The following is a 17478-nucleotide window of genomic DNA, read 5'->3' on the forward strand; positions in this document are numbered from 1 at the left end:
CGAATTCTTTTTTAAAAATCAATTATGATTCTTTTATTAATTTTTTATGAACGTTTGTATTTCCATCTTCTATTTCTATCATATATATTCCGTTGATAAGATTGCTGAGATCAATAGTATTGTTCAGAATTATTCCGGTAGATATGAGTCTTCCAACAGCACTGTAGATTTTATATTTAGCTTTTGTACTTATGTTTTTTACATACAATACCGAACTTACCGGATTAGGATAAATGTGAATATCTGCCTGGTTAAGAGAATTAGAAACCGCCAGTTTTGAGATTCTGACAGTGTAGTCTTCCACTTCACCATCCTTGAAATTCATGCAGTTTACAGGAATTCCGTCTTTCTGTAATGCGACTCTCATGACTACATACTTATGATCAGTCAGGCTTATGAAAGCATCATGAGGAACAGAAAAGGTAGTACTTGCTGTTGGATTTCCATTAGGTCCGTCTGCGAGAATTCTTTCATTGATATCAAATTCTCCGTTCCTGTTGAAATCAATCCAGATCGCAACACCTGCATTGATACCAGAACTTAAAGTCTTATCAAGTATAATATGGTTTCCTGTGAAACCTTGAATCAAGTCAATAAACTTTAAAGGATTTCCTGTGAAATCGGAATAGGTAGATGCCATAGATTCATTGATCATTTCCTTATTACATTAGGCTTTACCGTAACTTTTGAAATGAATTCCGCTGTAGAATTAGCTGCTGATATCGGACAGTAGATTACTGTAGGTGTGGTGAAATAATACAGTTTTGTGAAATTTCCCGGTATTCCGTTACAGATATTGGAAACCTGCATTTCATATTTTGTAAGCTCCAGTAAACCCGTGATTGTGTAAGTATTGGTGGATACTGTAACATCAGTCCAGCTTGGAATTTCTACTTTTCTGTATTTCAATAGATAAGTGTCACCGGTGTAATGTAGCTGATATAGTTTGTTTGAACCGAAGTATTATCCACTACCGGAAAGTTGACAGGAGTAACTTTCACATTAGAGATATAATCGTTTGTTCCTGTTCCGGTCATGTTACAATAAGTTAACGGCGGAGTGGTAAAACTTGTATTTTGGTGAGAAAGCTCCCTGGTTTCCATTACATATTGTTGCGATTTGTACCTGATGCAGTCTGTTCAGTAAGTCAGGTAATCGTGTAAAAACTTTGTCCTGCCGTAAGAGTCTGACCTGCTGCATTGGGAAGCCATGTTCCTGTAGTTCCCTGTCTCCATCGGATAACATAATGTCTTTCACCGGAAGAGAAAAAAGTACACACTATTACCTATGATTTCCATCTTAAATATACCAATAGCGTAGATGTGATTGTTAATCACAGGATTACACCTGTAGAGCTTGATGGTGATGGAGAAATCTCTAAAATAGTCTGTGTCGTGTCCTATTTCCTTAATCGGACTGCAGGAAATATCCGGATTATATCCAACACCTCAGAAAGTTATTGGAAATATAATTTCTTTACGGGAAAATGGACGGAAGAATGTAAAGTTACCCTAAAAATAAGGGAAATTGAAATTATAAGACTCTATTTTCAGGGATTAAAAATAGAAGAAATTGCAGAGCAATTATTTGTGTCACCCAGTACCATAAAGTTTCACAGAAGCAAATTGTTTGAAAGAATTGGTGTAAAAAATATTATCGAAGCAATATCCTACATAATAACAAATAATTTGATTTAAACTTTATTTTTTCTAAATGTTTTTCAGATTGAAAATGCTGAAAAACAAATATCTTTTCGGGTAGTTTACAGTTTTTAAATACTAAGAACTGTCTGTTTCTTATACATATGTTTTGAGAATTGTCCCTCTATATTTTTGTAGGGGGACAATTCCCGGAACAGCTTAATTAAGCTGATAATTTGTGATCACTAAACTCAGGATGAAATGAACATAATTCTCTTCTACCTCTTTTCTGTTGATCAACTTGTTTTTATACTCATAAGAATTCAGGTCTCTGGATAATTTTTGATATGTTTCAAAATCATCACCTTTAATCTTTACTCTTATATTACCATCTCTTCTGTTGATGAGTACATCATCCAAAGTTCTTACTTTAAATAAAACTTCACATAATGCAGGACGAGCCTTCATTGACCCGATATATCTTTCAACTATATTAATCTTGAACGAATCAAATTTGATGGTATTAAAAACAATTTTAGAATTAGGTTCCTGAGTGTTGAGTTCAAGTTTATAGTTCATTACTTTATAAATTTTGGCAAATATAAGTTTAATTATGCCAAAAAACAGACTGTTTTAATAGATCATTACCATAATAATGATTGAATTTTTTTCTATAAAAAGAAAAACCTGTGAAAATGTGAATATTAGTAGCTTATAAATGAGGGCAAAACGAAAGTCTGGCGAATTTTTTTCTTCCTTTATTTTTTTCCTTATAGGCATTTACGTAATTTTATTCTCTGTAATTAAATTCATATTAATACCAATATAATGGAAAGATATAGTTATGGAATAGTTGGCCTTGGAGTAATGGGGCGGAATCTTCTTTATAATATCGCTGACAACGGGTTTTCAATCGCAGGATTTGACCTTGATCAGGAGAAAGTAAAAGAATTAGAGAATGGTGCTGCTTCAGAAATGAAAGTAAAAGGTACAGGCTCTTTAGAAGATTTTGTATCTGCATTAGAAGTCCCAAGGAAAATTATTCTTATGGTTCCTGCAGGAAAACCTGTAGACGCAGTCCTGGAAAACATTACCCCGCTTTTGAATGAAGGTGATATCGTAATTGATGCAGGGAATTCTTATTTTGAAGATACCAACAGACGTGTTGCTGATCTGGCATCTAAAAAACTGCATTTTATGGGAATGGGAGTGTCAGGTGGAGAAAAAGGAGCCAGAAGAGGTCCTAGTATAATGCCTGGAGGTGATCTGGAGGCGTTCAAACTTCTTAAACCAATGCTTGAAGCTATTGCTGCAAAAGTAGACAACGAAGCATGTACAGCATATATGGGGAAAGGATCTGCCGGGAACTACGTGAAAATGGTGCACAACGGTATTGAATATGCCATAATGCAGCTTATCAGTGAAGCTTATGATCTGCTTAAAAGAGGTGCCGGGCTGAATAACGAACAGCTTTACGAGGTTTTCAGAGATTGGAATAACGGAGAAATGAATTCATTCCTTATTGAGATTACCAGAGATATTTTTACTCAGAAAGATTCATTCACAGAAAATTATCTTGTTGATCAGATTTTAGATAAAGCAGGAGCAAAAGGAACCGGAAAATGGACTTCTGAGCAGGCCATGGAAATTGGTGTTTCTATTCCTACCATTGATATTGCGGTAACTTCAAGAATTTTATCTGCCTATAAAGATGAGAGAGTTCAGGCTTCCAAAATATATGCTGAAAAAGAAATCACAAAGCCGGAAAATACAGAACTGTTTATCAGGGAAGTAGGGGATGCTCTTTTTCTTTCAACATTAATCAGTTATGCACAAGGCTTGTCTTTGCTGGTAAAAGCATCTGCGGAATACGGTTTTGAAATTCCATTGAAAAATGTTGTGAAAATCTGGAGAGGAGGATGTATCATTCGTTCCGTATTGCTGGAAAAATTCTATTCTGCCTATACTCAAAACCCTGATCTTTCTAATATTCTGCTTGATCATGATATTTCTGAATTGGTAAAATTGAAAATCAAAGCTCTAAGAAAAACTGCCGGATATGCTGCTGCAAACGGTATTTCAAGTTTGGGAATTCAGACAGCTTTGGGATATTTTGATGCCTATACTACAGAATCTCTGCCCGTAAATCTGATCCAGGCTCAACGTGATTATTTCGGAGCTCATACTTATCAGCGTATTGACAGAGATGGTGTTTTCCATACTTCTTGGCAAAGTGCAAACAATTAAATTCGGAAAAAAAATGAATCAAAATAAAATCTTGCAGCCAACATCTATCGTTATTTTTGGTGCAACGGGAGATCTGGCAAAAAGAAAACTTTTTCCGGCATTTTATAACTTATATATCGACGGCAGAATGCCCAAAGGCTTCAATATTGTAGCATTGGGAAGAGCCGAAAATACTGATGAGAATTTCAGAAATTATATCAAGGAAAACCTTGAAAGCTTCTCCAGAAAAAAAGTAACTTCTGAAGATTGGGCAGGCTTTCAGGCTCATATTACTTATTTTCAACATCAGCTGGATGAGGAAACTTCTTACCAGAATCTACAGCAGAAATTATTGGATTTTGATGCTGTTTACGGGATGAGAGCCAACAGGTTGTTTTACCTGTCAATAGGGCCTAATTTCATTACCACTATTTCCAATCATATCAAAACAACATCATTAGCTTCCGATCCGAAGAAAGACCGAATTATTATTGAAAAACCTTTTGGACATAATAAACAGTCGGCGATTGAGCTGAACAGTCTTCTGGCAAAAACATTTGAAGAAGAACAGATTTATCGTATTGATCATTACTTAGGGAAAGAAACAGTACAGAATATATTGGCATTCAGATTTGGGAATTCTATTTTTGAACCTTTATGGAAGCATAAATATATAGAATCCGTACAGATTACCGTAGCGGAAGAAGTAGGAGTGGAGACAAGAGGTGCTTTCTATGAACAGACGGGAGCATTAAGGGATATGATTCAGAATCACCTGTTGCAAATCTTGTGTATGGTGGCTATGGAACCGCCGGCTTCATTGCAGTCTGGCGAGATCAGAGACCGTAAAGTAGATGTTTTAAAATGTATCCGCAGAATTTCTCCTGATCAGGTAGATCATTATGCTGTACGAGGTCAATATGGAAAAGGTACCATAAGCGGGGTAGAAGTGAAAGGTTATCGTCAGGAAAACGGAATTGCTTCAGACTCCAATACAGAAACTTTTGCTGCAATAAAATTTTATCTGGATAACGAAAGATGGAAGGATGTTCCTTTTTATGTTCGTACAGGAAAGAAAATGAAAGAAAAGCATTCTTATATTACCATTCAGTTTAAGCCGCTTCCTCATTCCACATTTTCAGACAGCCCACATCTTTTATCAGCTAACAGATTGATTATTAATATTCAGCCGATGATGGATATCAGATTACAGTTTATGACGAAAAAACCGGGACTGACTTTGGATTTGAAACCAGCAGAAATGATTTTTGATAATTTTGCCTGTCAGGATGATACTCCGGAAGCTTATGAAACTTTGCTGCAGGACGCTCTTTTAGGAGATCTTACCTTATTTATGCGTTCGGATCAGGTAGAAGAGGCTTGGGATGTTGTGACAACAATACAGGAAGCATGGGAAAATAATAAAGATTTATCCTTCCCGAATTATAAAGCAGGAAGCTGGGGACCGGAAGATTGCAATGCTTTGGTGGAGAGACAGGGACATAGCTGGGTATAAAACAATATAAATTTAAACAGACAAAAAATGAATATTACAGTATTTGACGATCTGGAAAAACTGTACACAGAGGCAGCAGATGCATTTGTTGACCTTTCAAAAAAATCTATTCAAAAAAGTGGGCGTTTTGTGGTGGCACTCAGTGGCGGTTCTTCCCCAAAAGCCATTTTCAAACTATTGGCAACTCCGGAATATAAAGAACAGATTGAATGGAATAAGGTATACATTTTCTGGGTTGATGAACGTTGGGTTCCTTTACAAGATGATAAAAGCAATTTCAGAATGACGGATGAGGCTCTTCTCAGCCAGGTTCCCGTTGATAAAAACCATATTTTTCCTATGTATGCTGAAGGAGTAACTCCTGAAGACTATGCAAAGACTTATGAAGAACAGATTAGAAGTGTGCTTGGGAACGAGGGTATTTTTGATTTTATCCTTTTAGGAATGGGAGATGACGGTCATACTGCCTCTTTATTTCCTGGCGAGGAGGTTTTAAATGAAAAAGAAAAGTGGGCTTCTGCTTATTATCTGAAGCCTCAGGAAATGTTCAGAATTACTTTGACTGCACCTGTGATCAATAATGCTGAAAATATTCTGGTTATCGCATTTGGCGAATCGAAAAAGCATGCATTGAATGAAGTGCTGAACGGTGAGTATAATCCATCGTTATATCCATTACAGCTTATTGAAAAAAAGGAAGGATATCATTTTTTTACAGACGAAAAAGCAAAAGGATAACAAACTAAACTTTGACCTTTAAAAATAAGAGACTGTCCTGGGACAGTCTCTCTTCATATCAACTACTCTATACCGAAACCGGTATATACAATTTTCTGTATTTCAAAATCAAAATCTAAATTTTAAAAACAGTATCATTAAAGAGCTAATGATACTGTTGCATTTAGTGTTTTTACCTTAGTTGCTTGTTTTCGAAACTTTTTAATTTTTCTCAACTCAATAGTGCTTCTATGTAAAATGGTTATTAGTTTGAAGCAAATATACAAAATAAGACACTTCTAAGTGTCTAAAATTTAAAAAAAATAAAATTATTTTAATTAAATTGATAAAATCCTGTGATATAGGGTGTTTTAAGGTGAAAATAAAATTAAAAAAATCAACAGAATGAGTATTTATAACTTTTAAATGAAAGAAAATACGTCTGTTAAATAAAAACAGCACCATAAAAATGGTGCTGCGAGTAATGTTTTACCTCAGCCATGAAATGTTAAAAACATTTAAACTGAGAGAACTAACGGTACAATCTGATCTCACTCAACCTCACAACTTTGATCGTTCGTTTATATAAAATGGTTATTAGTTTATGCAAATATACACATTTAGACACTAAAAAGTGTCTAAAGTAAAAAAAAATTCATAAACTTGTATGATTGAAAAGTTTACCATGGAAAGAAAGTCAGCAGCAGGTAGTATCCGGAACAAGGAACGCAGTAAAAAAAAGTTTTTGGACGCAGTAGGAAAGATACTGAGAACAAAAGGACATACTGCTTTGAAAGTGACTGATATTGCTGCTACCGCCGGGGTAGACAAAAAGATGATCTATACTTATTTTGGCGGAGTAGATGGGCTTATAGATGAATATATCCGGTCTCAGGACTACTGGAGTAAAGTAACCATTGATGAAATAGAAAAGATAAAACCAAAATTGGATGACGGGGGAAAATCTTTCATGGAAGAAATGCTTCTGTCACAATTTGATTATGTTTACAAAAGCAAAGAAGCGCAGAAATTACTTCTATGGCGCATCTCGGAATCCAGAAAATCACTAAGAAAACTGACCGACACCCAGGAAGAAAATGGTGAATATATTTTTAAACTGCTGATGGATCCTTATTTTAAAGAAAATAGTGAAGAATTACGTTCGATAATGGCTATCCTGGTTTCCGGACTTTATTATCTGAATATGTACTCTGCCATAAACGGCAGTATCTTCTGTGGAATAGACGTGGATACTTCCAGCGGACGGGAAAAAATCAAAAAAGCAATCTCCTTTTTATTGAATCAGACTTATGAGAATCTGTAATATTCGGTGTGTTATAATCTCAGGAATTAAATTCCGATAAAAAACAAAACCATTAGAAATTTCTAATGGTCAATTGTGTTGTTGTGTTTCTACCTTAGTGTTTCGTGTTCGAAATTGTCTTAAAGTAAGGGAACCTAAATAAAACAGTCTGAATTGTCTTATTTTTCAACCTAAAAGTGTTTTAAAATATATAGATGGTTTTAGTTTGTACAAATATATAAAATAAGACACTATAAAGTGTTTAAAATAGTGAAAATTTTCTTTATTTTATTTAATGTGCTGAATTGCAGTATATTAATTTTATAATAATAAGAAGTTATTCTTTTGAATGATGCTGATATTCCAATTTGATCATATAAGAAAAGACAGAAAATCTTTTTAAAATAAGATTTACATTTCAGTAATTGAAGAGAATAAGTTAAAATTTCTATTGAAAAGTATTTTATTTAATATCATATCAGCTTTCTGAGAATAAAACAGCACCATTAAATAAAATGATGCTGTTGGGTTGTGTTTTACCCCAGTCGTTTATGTTCGAAACATTTTAAACTGAGGGAACTAACGATACAATCTGAATAGTTTTATTTTTCAATCTCGATAGTGTTTTTATATAATGGATGGTTTTAGTTTTTGCAAATATATATAAATAGTTGAAATTAGACACTCGAAGGTGTCTAAAATAATAAAAAATTTTCTTAAACTTGTATATTGAATGTTTAGTCATGGAAAGAAAGTCAGCATCAGGGAGTATTAGAAACAAAGAACGCAGTAAGAAAAAATTTTTAGATGCAGTTGGAAAAATTCTGAAAACGAAAGGACATGCAGGATTGAAGATCAACGATATCGCTGCAACTGCCGGGGTAGATAAGAAAATGATCTATACCTATTTTGGCGGTATGGATGGTCTGATGGACGAATATGTCCGTACACAGGACTTTTGGGTGAAAGTAACGAGTGAGGAAGTAGAAAAGATGAAACCGAACCTGGAAGATGGAGGAAGAGAATTTATCGAGCACATGCTGCTTTCACAATTTGATCACGTATACACCAACAAGGAGGCTCAAAAACTATTGTTGTGGACTATTTCCGAACCCAGAAAATCATTAAAAAAACTAATTGATACCCAGGAGGAAAACGGAGAATATATCTTCAAATTATTGATGGAATCCCGTTTCAAAGATAAAATGGATACCTATCGCTCTATCATGGCGATTATGGTTTCAGGGCTTTATTACCTCAATATGTTTGCCTCTCTGAATGGCAGTATTTTCTGCGGGATAGACACCAATACACCTGAAGGACGTGAAAAGATCAAAAAAGCAGTATCCTTCATGGTGGACCAAACCTACGAGAATCTTTAATATATCTTAGAAAACATAAAAAAAGAGGCAATAATCAGCCTCTTTTTTGTATAATATTTATGATATTCTATCCTTTATGATATGGACATCCTGAAGTTGCACTGGAATTTTCACCAGTATTGAAGAACTGTTCTTCAATCACTTTTCTCTGATCTTCAGGGATGTCTGCTAACTTACGAAGCGTATTGACCTGGATATGAGGCCAGCTTGTGGTACCTCCATCATTCCCGAAATCAAATTCGAAGAATACAATTTGCTCATATTGCAGCTGAAGAACCTCTTTCCCATCTTCAATAATGGTTTCAATCCACATATCCATATCCACTTCAACAGTAGGAACAAAACGGTTTACAAAAGGAACATTTAAAATACCTCCCTGTGCGCCGGTTTTCATTTTGGAAGACATTCTCACATGTACATAATTGCTGACCTTCTGGCCTCTTAATGTATCCCTGAGCCTTAGATCAGGTCGTACAGAATAAGGATATAAATCATCTGCGAGTATTCTCTGGGTGTAGATTTTATTTGACCCCGGATCATTATCATCATTAAGGGTTTCATGAACCCAATCCGGTGCAGGTTTGTCAAGATCAATGATGTCTTCAGGTGTTACTCCTGCATTCCCCATCGTACGTGAAATGGAAAGGTAATTCGTTTCCCAAGCTTCTTTACCATAAGGAAATTGAGGAGAACCTTCCACTAAATAGAAGGTTGTATTATCTTTATTTTGAGGAATAATATCTCCCAATAATGTAATGGTACTTCCATGAGGAATAACGCCACTTCGGGAAATAGAGTAGTCCGGGATGAAATAAGGACCATCAAGTCCTGCTCCCGGCTTGAGTTCCTGTGCCGGAATAATCTCGTAATAAGGCTGTCCCGTCTGCAGCTGGCTTTGAAGAATATATTTGGGGTTGGCTTCTCCGTCTGGTGTTACCCTTAGCAAAGGCTCATCTCTGTATTCGCCGGTATATCCATATTTCGCATCTTCTGTTGAAACAGCATGAATACCACGATCTCTTTCAATAGACTCTTTGGTTGCTGCATGATTATAAACATCACTCAGCCATAGATACATTCCGTTTTCTTCGTGGATAGGGGTGTATTTCAAAGCATCTTGTCCCTGTACAGTGTTAACGCTCTTTATGCTTTGCTCATATTTAACAGCTCCACAGAAAAGTTCACTCGCACCACCACGGTTACGAACTCCACCGGGAACGATTGAAAATGTTAGTTTCTCAATATATTCTTCACTATCAAAAGCGAATTTTCCGGGAATTGTTCCTGAATTGGTTCCTGGAGAAGGCATAATGGTAGTATGCACCCCGCTTGCTAATGAGGGTTTTGTAATATCTTTATTGTAATTAACATTATAGCTTACCCACGTACCATCCAAAGCTGCAAGGATTCCATAATCTACACTATTTTCGATGGCTTGAAGGTTATCTTCTCTGAATGGTCTCACCGGATCATCAATAAGAAGTTTTGAATATCCATCCATTAGCTCAGCCAGATTAACTTCATTTTGGCCTGGCATTTTACGGAGCAACAGTTCTTCTCCCGCTTTGGGACTTTCTTTTTTTCTTTTAAGCATGATATATCGTTTTTATGGTTATAAATCAGTGTATTCGAAAGTCGGACCTGCATTATTTTGTGAATCCAATGGTTGTTTCATCAGATTGACAGCCTGTTCTTTCAAGGCATACATGTACATAATGGATTTTTCCAATTCTCTTTGGTTTCCTTCCACAGCACTTTGTATAGCATCTAATAAACGTCTGTAAGTTTTATTAAACTCAACGCCCTGTGCATGTAATTCTTTGTTCTTAATATAATCTTCCACTTTTGGATTAGGCTTCATAGGATAGGCTTCATCCCATTCTACAGGTAGGGCTTTTCCGGTTGGTGGTGTAGTAACAGGCATCATTCCGTTTTCATCCATAAAAGGCTCATAGTTTCCACCGAGATAGAAATGCTCATGGAATACTTCTTTAAATCTGAAATAATGAGCCAGCTCCATCCCTTCTTCAAATTGTGACGGATCAACATCGAAAATAGAATCGTCAGCGCCTTCTCCCTGTCCTTTAATTTCCTGAAAAACAGCAATTACTCCATCTAGAGCTTCTACGAAATGTAATTTTCCGCCACTTCCATAGTATTGCTCAGGACGGATTTGTTTGGATGGCTTTCCTGTAAAAATTCCTCCCGTATTTAATTCTTCGAAATTCTTCGGAAGAGTTCCGTGTTCTTTGTAATAAGCAATGATTTGGAAAATAACAATATAGAAGAATAAAACATCATAATATTCACCAATAGTATGAACATTTTCCATGATGAAACCTTTCATGTTTTCAAGAGTCCACAAATTGGTATTCTGTACGGAAGCTCTTTGAGAATATAATGCCGAAGAATCTGTTACATGGTCATATTTCGGAGCTTTTACCAAAGGTTTGGTTGGGCTTTCAATGGCAATAAAAGTGGCAATACTGTTACTCGAGAATGTTTCCAGACCTATATAGAAATCAACATTCATGGGTAATTTCATCGGATAAGTAGGGTAGTTCTCCTGTTTGTTTACAGAGGGTTGAATGTCAATTGCATTCAGGACATTGCAAACCATGATCAGGTGAAGCATTTCTTCTACGGCAACACTTCGGATGATTTGTGAAGCTAAAGCATTAGTTCCATCCTTGATAGAATACAAAGCTGTAAGATAAGGCGGAATGGTAGAATGCTCAATGAGAATGGCTGTCTGTAAAAGGTCCTGTAAAATGGGTTTATAATCAATTTCGTTTACTCCTTTTTTTAATTCAGACACTTCTGAACCGAACTGAGAACCTAAATAAGCATTAAAATCATCAATCTGATCATTCAGTAAAAGATGAGTTAATATTTTGCTGTGGTGTTTTAATCCTTCAGTCCAGTCTTCTTTGCTAAGTGTTGAATCAAATAATAGAGAAGGCAATGAAACGGCTTCTGTAGCGACCGCGTTTCTTGCGGCCATTCTTCCTGCTGTTAATGTTTCCTGTGGCTGTGCTGTTTTATTGATAAGTCTTTGTCTCATGTTGTTATTTTTTAAGTTGAGTTTCAAGATCAGCAAGGATAGATTCTACTGAACGGATTGTGAATGCTGATAATGTTAAAGTAGGATTTGAAGTTCCCAAAGTGGTCATGTTTCCTGCTCCTACAATGTATAAATTCGGGTGGTCCCAAGCCTTACAGTAGCTGTTGGTGACAGAATCCTCTGCTGTAGAACCCATTCTGTGAGTTCCTACTATATGACCTGCTCCGTTATAGGAATATCTTACTCCATTGTAGATGACAGAGTTTTTGTCTTCGGCGGTGTATGATGTGAAATCTTTAATATGTAATCTTTTGAACATCTGATCAGAAGCGTTTTTTGCCTGTTCCATAGCTTTCATTTCATATTCTGTTAATTCATAATGAATTACAGGACGCGGAATTCCAAGTACATCCAGATACTGATCATCAATGGTTACTCTGTTATTTGGATTCGGCAGCTGTTCAATCTCGAAGTGGAATAAAACCTGTTTTGAAAGTCTGTTCGTAAGTGCTTCTCTTAATTTTGCTCCGAAAAGCTTCTCCTTGGTGATAAAATAGGCAACATCTGATCCCGGAGAAAATGCCGGCCAGCCCCAGCCCCAGTTGTCAAGAGGAGAGATCCATGCAGAAAATTCACCTCTGAAGTTTCCGTCACGGAAAGACGAGATATTGGTGGTGGAACCAGGACCTCTGTATGGATAAACCGGTTCGGGGAAAAGTCCCCAGGTAAGCATTACCATATGATCCATCAGGTTTCTTCCCACCTGGTCACTGCTGTTGGCAGCCGTTTTTACAACATTATTAACGGTATATTTGGAATTCAGCAGGATTTTTGGATTCTCAAAAGCATTGGCAGCCAGAATCACAATAGCGTCTGAGGTGTCAATAGATTCTTCAACAAAATCTGTTTTTTCCTTTGAAGTATACCTTCTCAGATGAACTTTGGAAATTTTCTCTTTATCATTCTGGTCAACACTTAATCTGTACACAACACTCTGAGCCTGAATCTGCATGTATGGATTACGCTTAAGGTTTTCATTATCATTAAGCTTATACAATGCCTTTTTCAAGGTCTTTAAAGCATTATATTTAGCCTGAACCGGACAGATGGGAACGCAGGACGCATTTCCTTCACAGCGCTCGCCCATATAAGGATTCCAGACAGAACCGAGAGCCTTATATTCTTCTTTTTCAGAGCTGTCCAAAACCAGTTTGTAACCCGATTCTTTTGGTTCGGCTTTGATGATCTTTGTTTTCCCGTATTTTGGATTCGGAATAGAATTTCTTCCCTGAGGAGATGGTACCATCATCAAAGGAATCTCTCCGGAGCTTAGCTTTACACTCGTACCTTTAAGCCCATCAATGATCTTATGATCCATATAACTTTGCGGAATTTCTTCCATCGGGAATACATAATCTCCATAATATTGTTCCCTATTCTCCAAAATTGGATATTCCTGTTTTGAAACATCTCCGGAAACCCCGATTTCAAATTCTGCCATTTCGTAATAAGGCCTTAATTCTTCATAATCTATCGGCCAATTAACCGGACTTGGCTTATCGGAATTCGGCTGGGGAATGGTAATGCCATATTTCTCGGTAAGTTTGAAATCATTCGGAAGCATTCTTGGAGTCGTTCCCAGCCAGTGAAGGGTCGTTCCGCCTCCCACTCTGATGGCATCACTTGCGAACGGCATTGGTCCGAATTGTACCAGATATCCTTTTTTATCTGGAAAGGGCTGAACAATGTGCTCCATATCCAGAACATTTGGAGAAGGTGCCTGCTTCAAATTCGGATAAGGAGAGTTGGGAACTTTGGCTTCTTCTCTGTAAAAAGTACGGATATACTCATTGTAAGTGGTCATTGAGGATACGGAATCCAGTTCAATACCAGCTTCCAGACCCGCTTCATACATAAGGATTGATATTTCCCTGATATTATCCGATTTTCCTGCATCTGCACGGTGGATCATTTTACCTTTTGTTACGTCAAATACATGATCAGTCAGCAGTTTTGCGATTAATGATCCTGCGATCCCCGTTCCTACGATGATCACATCTTTTTTGTTATTTGTTGGATTCATGAGTTGCTGTTTACAGGTTTTATATTCCACGATTTGTAGCCAGGCTGTTTTGCTCCGGGCGGATGAGAATGCATCAGGTTCCAGACAAGACCTTCTTTGTAAGAAAGATCATTGATATAAGCGCCTTCCCAGGTTCCCAGATACCACATGGTGATCACTTTTCCGGAAATATCATTCATTCCGGGATTGGAGATAATTTCGGATTGAATAGCCTTATTCAATTCATCTTTACCGGAATGTTTTTCAAGAATGTTTTTAGATACAGTAAGGAATTCTACGAAAGTAGCGGCATCTAAGCTTTTGAGAATGTAGGTGTAATAGGTTTCTGCCAAACCTGTAGACTGTAACTCGTTTACAGTAAACCCGGCAAGCGCTTCCGAGATAGACATAAACACGTCGAAATAATAATCGTCGACGTTGAGGATTTTGTTAATAATATTCATTTCGTTAAAAATTTGGGTTAGATATCTTCAACTCCTTTCAACAGGAAGTTATCATACCGATTGATCTATAGCTGCCGGATTTTCAGATACCATTTCTCTTCCAGAAATGAATGCATACTTTTCAAGCTATCCATAGTTGTCAGTTTTTGTTTATCCGAAATTAATCAGATCCTCTCAGATTAGATTCAGTATTTCTACGTAATTTACAATGGTGTAATTTTAATTTTTTGTAACAAATCCTTTATTCATGGTGTTTTTAAAGCGCTGTGTTTTCACCTAGTTTAGAATTATTTTAAATAATAGGGTAGGATTTATTACCCTTAAAAAGAGTATTAGAAGTCTCATTTGTGAAAACAAAATATTGAAATTGTGTGAGATGTAATTATTTTTTTTAATTAAAAATGAAATAATCTTACCTTTAGACATCAGGGAATATATTGCTGTAAAGTGTAATAATAAAAGTTATTCTGTACTTATCTGTTGAAATAAACCCTGATAAACGTATAAATTATAACCATGAAAAAACTTGCTTTTAGTGTACTGTGTTTCATTTCTCTGACATTGTCTGCACAAGGATCAAACAAAAAGGAGGAGGCAGTTGCTCAATCTACCAACAATATCCATCAATCTGTTCAGATTGAAACAGACAGGATATTTGATAAATTGGTTAATATCAGAAGAGAATTTCATGAAAATCCAGAATTGGCAGGTTATGAAAAGCAAACTCAGGAAAGAATTAAACAATATTTACTTGATCTGGGGTTGGAAGTTAAGACCGGTGGATATGGTTACAGCGTTGTAGGGATTCTGAAAGGAGATCAAAAAGGTAAAAAAATAGTCTGGAGATCAGATATGGATGCATTACCCAATGATTATCCTGATCCTGAAGTTTTCAAATCGAAAATAAAAGGTATTCAGCATGGCTGCGGTCATGATATACATATGGCGATTGGATTAGGAATTGCTGAAGTTCTTTCAAAAAATAAAAAATCCTTAAAAGGAACCGTCTATTTCATATTTCAACCTGAAGAAGAAACTTTCAAGGGAGCTAAAGAAATGTTGGATAAAGGCTTGCTTTCTATAATAAATCCTGACGAAATATATGGATTGCATGTAACGGCCATACCTGTAGGACAGATAATGGTGAAACCAAATGAAATGTTTGCCTATCAGAAGAAAATAAGGATTCAGTTAAAAAATGGATTATCCGAAGATGAAACAAAAGGGTTAACGAAAAAGATCAGTAATTTTCTCTACCGTATTCAGCCTGAAGCTAAGCCCTGGGAACTACAATCTATTATTGATTCTAAAATTGGCTTGGCAAATCCTGATACTATTTTTAAAGACTATCTGTTCATGGATGGAAAATTTACGGCCTATTCTAAGAATAATGAGTCCTTTTTTGAAACCTATCTGTATGAGACGAATTCTTCTAATTTAGATAAAATAATTCCTGGAGTTCAGAAAATTATAGAAGATAACGGATATAAAGACAAGCTTCTTTCTGTTTCATTTGTACAGGGAAATCCAACGGTTATCAATGATGAAAAGCTTACAAAATCAGCCACGGAAATTCTTCAGAATCTCTATGGAAAAAATACAGTTGCTATAGATTATGGACAGGTTCCATTTTTTAATGATGATTTCTCTTATTTTCAACAGAAAATAGCAGGCGTTTACTTTTTTCTAGGAGGTTCCAATTTTGAAAAAGGAGTGATTGCCATGAATCATTCTCCTAACTTTCAGGTAGATGAAGAAAGTATCAGAACCGGAGTAAGAAGCTTTTCATCGTTACTTATTGAACGTCTTAACAGGAATTAATTTTTCACCGCAATGGCGTCTATCTCGAACAACATCCCAGGTAAAGCCAGTTGGTTCACAGGAATAAGTGTGCTTGTAGGCAAGAATGATTCTTTCCATACTTTCTTAGCTTCTTCCGCCCATATCTTAAGTTTTTCCTGGTTGTGATCAACGATAAGAAGAGTGATTTTTACAACATTATCAAACGTCATAGAATGGCTCTGTAAAACGATTTTTAAATTTTTCAAAGCATTCTGAACCTGTATTTTAAAATCATCAGCCAACAGATGATTTTCTCCTGTACCGCCGCTCTGTCCGGATATAAAACACATCTGGAAAGGAGATTTCACAGAAATACTGTGTGAAAAACCATAAGGCCCAGGATTAAACAGTTCTGCAGGATTGATCAGCTGAGGTTGTTTATTATTTTCCATAATTTTTATTTTAATCCAGTAAAAATGAGAGATAAAAACAAGGAAAGTCTTTACATATGTTGAGGAAAATATTGTTTTAATTGTATAGATTACTTTTTCAATGATAATGAAGGCTTAGTAAAAAAATGCTGTCTCAAAAACCAAATAATTTAGTTTTTGTCATTCTGACGAAAGAAGAATCTTTTTGACACTCGCTCAGATGAGATTCTTCATTATATTTTATATCATTCAGAATGACAGTTTGAGACAGCATTTTTAATTTTTTACTCTACAACAATACTTTCAATCCCTTTTTGCAGCGCCGTATCCTGAATAACCGGAACAGAAAGACCTTCTGCACGAACAACAGAAATATCAGTCATTCCCATAAATCCAAGAGTTTGCTTTAAGTAAGGAACTACAAAATCGTAGGCCTGTCTTTCTCCTTCTGAATATACTCCGCCACTTGAAAAAGCAAGGTATACTTTCTTATTCTTTACCAGACCTTCGGGACCATTTTCACTGTAGCTGAACGTCTTTCCTGCTCTCGCAATGTGATCAAGCCATGATTTAAGAGTGGATGTGATACTGAAATTGTATAGTGGAGCTTCAATGATGATGATGTCTGCTTCATGAAGTTCATCAATTACTGTATCAGAAAGCTTTACCGTTTCCAACTGCTCAGAAGTACGGTTTTCGGCCGGAGTGAAAAATGCATTGATATGGCTTTCTTCTAAATGAGGAAAAAGCGGGTTGGCCAGATCACGTTTTTTAAAAACACTGTCAGGATATTTTGCCGTGATTTTTTCTACAACAGCATTTCCCAGTTTTTTACTGATGGAAGACTCGCTTCTTGGGCTAGAGATAATATGAAGTACTCGTTTCATTTTT

18 protein-coding genes are annotated in these 17478 nt (G+C 36.1%); 7 read left to right on the forward strand and 11 right to left on the reverse strand.

Translation table 11 applies throughout. The annotated features are described in order from the left end of the window. Window positions 1-22 precede the first annotated feature (22 nt). From ACTJIP_RS11035 to ACTJIP_RS11050, 4 genes are read right to left on the reverse strand one after another with little or no spacing between them, the layout of a single operon-like run. Complete coding sequence (locus ACTJIP_RS11035; protein WP_077416664.1) at window positions 23-655, reverse strand: GEVED domain-containing protein; 633 nt, start codon at window positions 653-655, stop codon at window positions 23-25. After that, complete coding sequence (locus tag ACTJIP_RS11040; protein WP_077416666.1) at window positions 652-909, reverse strand: fibronectin type III domain-containing protein; 258 nt, start codon at window positions 907-909, stop codon at window positions 652-654. Before ACTJIP_RS11040 ends, ACTJIP_RS11035 begins: the two co-directional genes overlap by 4 nt. Continuing rightward, window positions 906-1103, reverse strand: a complete 198-nt coding sequence (locus ACTJIP_RS11045; protein ID WP_077416668.1) for a hypothetical protein — start codon at window positions 1101-1103, stop codon at window positions 906-908. The genes ACTJIP_RS11040 and ACTJIP_RS11045 overlap by 4 nt, the downstream gene beginning before the upstream one ends. Window positions 1104-1147: 44 nt before the next feature. Continuing rightward, entirely contained in the window at window positions 1148-1279 is a 132-nt protein-coding gene (locus ACTJIP_RS11050) for a hypothetical protein (protein ID WP_262484616.1), read from the reverse strand. A 43-nt stretch (window positions 1280-1322) separates the two neighbouring features. Here ACTJIP_RS11050 and ACTJIP_RS11055 point away from each other — a divergent pair, with 43 nt between their 5' ends. Continuing rightward, on the forward strand, window positions 1323-1697 hold the full coding sequence (locus ACTJIP_RS11055; protein WP_175627244.1) for a response regulator transcription factor: 375 nt from the start codon (window positions 1323-1325) through the stop codon (window positions 1695-1697). Between the two features lie 162 nt (window positions 1698-1859). On the opposite strand, the gene ACTJIP_RS11060 is transcribed toward ACTJIP_RS11055, so the two are convergent. Next, window positions 1860-2219, reverse strand: coding sequence for a prevent-host-death protein (locus ACTJIP_RS11060; RefSeq protein WP_077416671.1), 360 nt, complete (start codon window positions 2217-2219; stop codon window positions 1860-1862). A gap of 249 nt (window positions 2220-2468) precedes the next feature. On the opposite strand from ACTJIP_RS11060, the gene gndA reads away from it, so the two are divergent. The 5 genes from gndA (at window position 2469) to ACTJIP_RS11085 (ending at window position 8784) form a co-directional block, all read left to right on the forward strand. Continuing rightward, on the forward strand, window positions 2469-3887 hold the full coding sequence (gene gndA, locus ACTJIP_RS11065; RefSeq protein ID WP_440704580.1) for an NADP-dependent phosphogluconate dehydrogenase: 1419 nt from the start codon (window positions 2469-2471) through the stop codon (window positions 3885-3887). A 13-nt stretch (window positions 3888-3900) separates the two neighbouring features. Beyond that, window positions 3901-5382 carry a glucose-6-phosphate dehydrogenase gene (gene zwf / locus ACTJIP_RS11070; RefSeq protein WP_077418034.1) on the forward strand — a complete coding sequence of 494 codons (1482 nt, stop codon included), beginning with the start codon at window positions 3901-3903 and terminating at the stop codon, window positions 5380-5382. A gap of 27 nt (window positions 5383-5409) precedes the next feature. Continuing rightward, on the forward strand, window positions 5410-6120 hold the full coding sequence (gene pgl / locus ACTJIP_RS11075; RefSeq protein ID WP_077416675.1) for a 6-phosphogluconolactonase: 711 nt from the start codon (window positions 5410-5412) through the stop codon (window positions 6118-6120). Between the two features lie 664 nt (window positions 6121-6784). Next, window positions 6785-7423 (forward strand): TetR/AcrR family transcriptional regulator, encoded by a 639-nt coding sequence (locus tag ACTJIP_RS11080; RefSeq protein WP_077418037.1) that lies wholly within the window; start codon window positions 6785-6787, stop codon window positions 7421-7423. 722 nt (window positions 7424-8145) lie between these two features. Further along, window positions 8146-8784, forward strand: a complete 639-nt coding sequence (locus ACTJIP_RS11085; RefSeq protein ID WP_077416677.1) for a TetR/AcrR family transcriptional regulator — start codon at window positions 8146-8148, stop codon at window positions 8782-8784. 67 nt (window positions 8785-8851) lie between these two features. Here the strand turns inward: ACTJIP_RS11085 and ACTJIP_RS11090 are convergent, their stop codons facing one another. From ACTJIP_RS11090 to ACTJIP_RS11105, 4 genes are read right to left on the reverse strand one after another with little or no spacing between them, the layout of a single operon-like run. Further along, window positions 8852-10378, reverse strand: coding sequence for a peroxidase, FMP-type (locus ACTJIP_RS11090; RefSeq protein WP_440704581.1), 1527 nt, complete (start codon window positions 10376-10378; stop codon window positions 8852-8854). Window positions 10379-10396: 18 nt separating this feature from the next. Next, entirely contained in the window at window positions 10397-11848 is a 1452-nt protein-coding gene (locus tag ACTJIP_RS11095) for a ferritin-like domain-containing protein (RefSeq protein ID WP_180563939.1), read from the reverse strand. 4 nt (window positions 11849-11852) lie between these two features. After that, window positions 11853-13931: a GMC oxidoreductase gene (locus tag ACTJIP_RS11100; protein ID WP_077416683.1), complete on the reverse strand. Its 2079-nt coding sequence runs from the start codon at window positions 13929-13931 to the stop codon at window positions 11853-11855. Continuing rightward, complete coding sequence (locus tag ACTJIP_RS11105) at window positions 13928-14374, reverse strand: hypothetical protein (RefSeq protein ID WP_180563938.1); 447 nt, start codon at window positions 14372-14374, stop codon at window positions 13928-13930. The genes ACTJIP_RS11100 and ACTJIP_RS11105 overlap by 4 nt, the downstream gene beginning before the upstream one ends. Before the next feature lie 516 nt (window positions 14375-14890). On the opposite strand from ACTJIP_RS11105, the gene ACTJIP_RS11110 reads away from it, so the two are divergent. Beyond that, complete coding sequence (locus ACTJIP_RS11110) at window positions 14891-16195, forward strand: M20 metallopeptidase family protein (RefSeq protein ID WP_440704582.1); 1305 nt, start codon at window positions 14891-14893, stop codon at window positions 16193-16195. On the opposite strand, the gene ACTJIP_RS11115 is transcribed toward ACTJIP_RS11110, so the two are convergent. Both ACTJIP_RS11115 and ACTJIP_RS11120 read right to left on the reverse strand, forming a co-directional pair. Then, window positions 16192-16608 carry a RidA family protein gene (locus ACTJIP_RS11115; RefSeq protein ID WP_180563936.1) on the reverse strand — a complete coding sequence of 139 codons (417 nt, stop codon included), beginning with the start codon at window positions 16606-16608 and terminating at the stop codon, window positions 16192-16194. The genes ACTJIP_RS11110 and ACTJIP_RS11115 overlap by 4 nt on opposite strands. A gap of 263 nt (window positions 16609-16871) precedes the next feature. Beyond that, complete coding sequence (locus ACTJIP_RS11120; RefSeq protein ID WP_180563935.1) at window positions 16872-17474, reverse strand: FMN-dependent NADH-azoreductase; 603 nt, start codon at window positions 17472-17474, stop codon at window positions 16872-16874. Window positions 17475-17478 lie beyond the last annotated feature (4 nt).

The sequence above is a fragment of the Chryseobacterium sp. 22543 genome, from assembly GCF_052044565.1.
Lineage (GTDB): Bacteria > Bacteroidota > Bacteroidia > Flavobacteriales > Weeksellaceae > Chryseobacterium.

What these genes read in the sequence shown, in the direction of transcription:
- ACTJIP_RS11035 (WP_077416664.1), bottom strand. Translation starts at nt 655, where the DNA reads ATGATCAATGAATCTATGGCATCTACCTATTCCGATTTCACAGGAAAT.
- ACTJIP_RS11045 (WP_077416668.1), bottom strand. Translation starts at nt 1,103, where the DNA reads ATGGAAACCAGGGAGCTTTCTCACCAAAATACAAGTTTTACCACTCCG.
- ACTJIP_RS11060 (WP_077416671.1), bottom strand. Translation starts at nt 2,219, where the DNA reads ATGAACTATAAACTTGAACTCAACACTCAGGAACCTAATTCTAAAATT.
- gndA (WP_440704580.1), top strand. Translation starts at nt 2,469, where the DNA reads ATGGAAAGATATAGTTATGGAATAGTTGGCCTTGGAGTAATGGGGCGG.
- zwf (WP_077418034.1), top strand. Translation starts at nt 3,901, where the DNA reads ATGAATCAAAATAAAATCTTGCAGCCAACATCTATCGTTATTTTTGGT.
- pgl (WP_077416675.1), top strand. Translation starts at nt 5,410, where the DNA reads ATGAATATTACAGTATTTGACGATCTGGAAAAACTGTACACAGAGGCA.
- ACTJIP_RS11080 (WP_077418037.1), top strand. Translation starts at nt 6,785, where the DNA reads ATGGAAAGAAAGTCAGCAGCAGGTAGTATCCGGAACAAGGAACGCAGT.
- ACTJIP_RS11085 (WP_077416677.1), top strand. Translation starts at nt 8,146, where the DNA reads ATGGAAAGAAAGTCAGCATCAGGGAGTATTAGAAACAAAGAACGCAGT.
- ACTJIP_RS11090 (WP_440704581.1), bottom strand. Translation starts at nt 10,378, where the DNA reads ATGCTTAAAAGAAAAAAAGAAAGTCCCAAAGCGGGAGAAGAACTGTTG.
- ACTJIP_RS11095 (WP_180563939.1), bottom strand. Translation starts at nt 11,848, where the DNA reads ATGAGACAAAGACTTATCAATAAAACAGCACAGCCACAGGAAACATTA.
- ACTJIP_RS11100 (WP_077416683.1), bottom strand. Translation starts at nt 13,931, where the DNA reads ATGAATCCAACAAATAACAAAAAAGATGTGATCATCGTAGGAACGGGG.
- ACTJIP_RS11105 (WP_180563938.1), bottom strand. Translation starts at nt 14,374, where the DNA reads ATGAATATTATTAACAAAATCCTCAACGTCGACGATTATTATTTCGAC.
- ACTJIP_RS11110 (WP_440704582.1), top strand. Translation starts at nt 14,891, where the DNA reads ATGAAAAAACTTGCTTTTAGTGTACTGTGTTTCATTTCTCTGACATTG.
- ACTJIP_RS11115 (WP_180563936.1), bottom strand. Translation starts at nt 16,608, where the DNA reads ATGGAAAATAATAAACAACCTCAGCTGATCAATCCTGCAGAACTGTTT.
- ACTJIP_RS11120 (WP_180563935.1), bottom strand. Translation starts at nt 17,474, where the DNA reads ATGAAACGAGTACTTCATATTATCTCTAGCCCAAGAAGCGAGTCTTCC.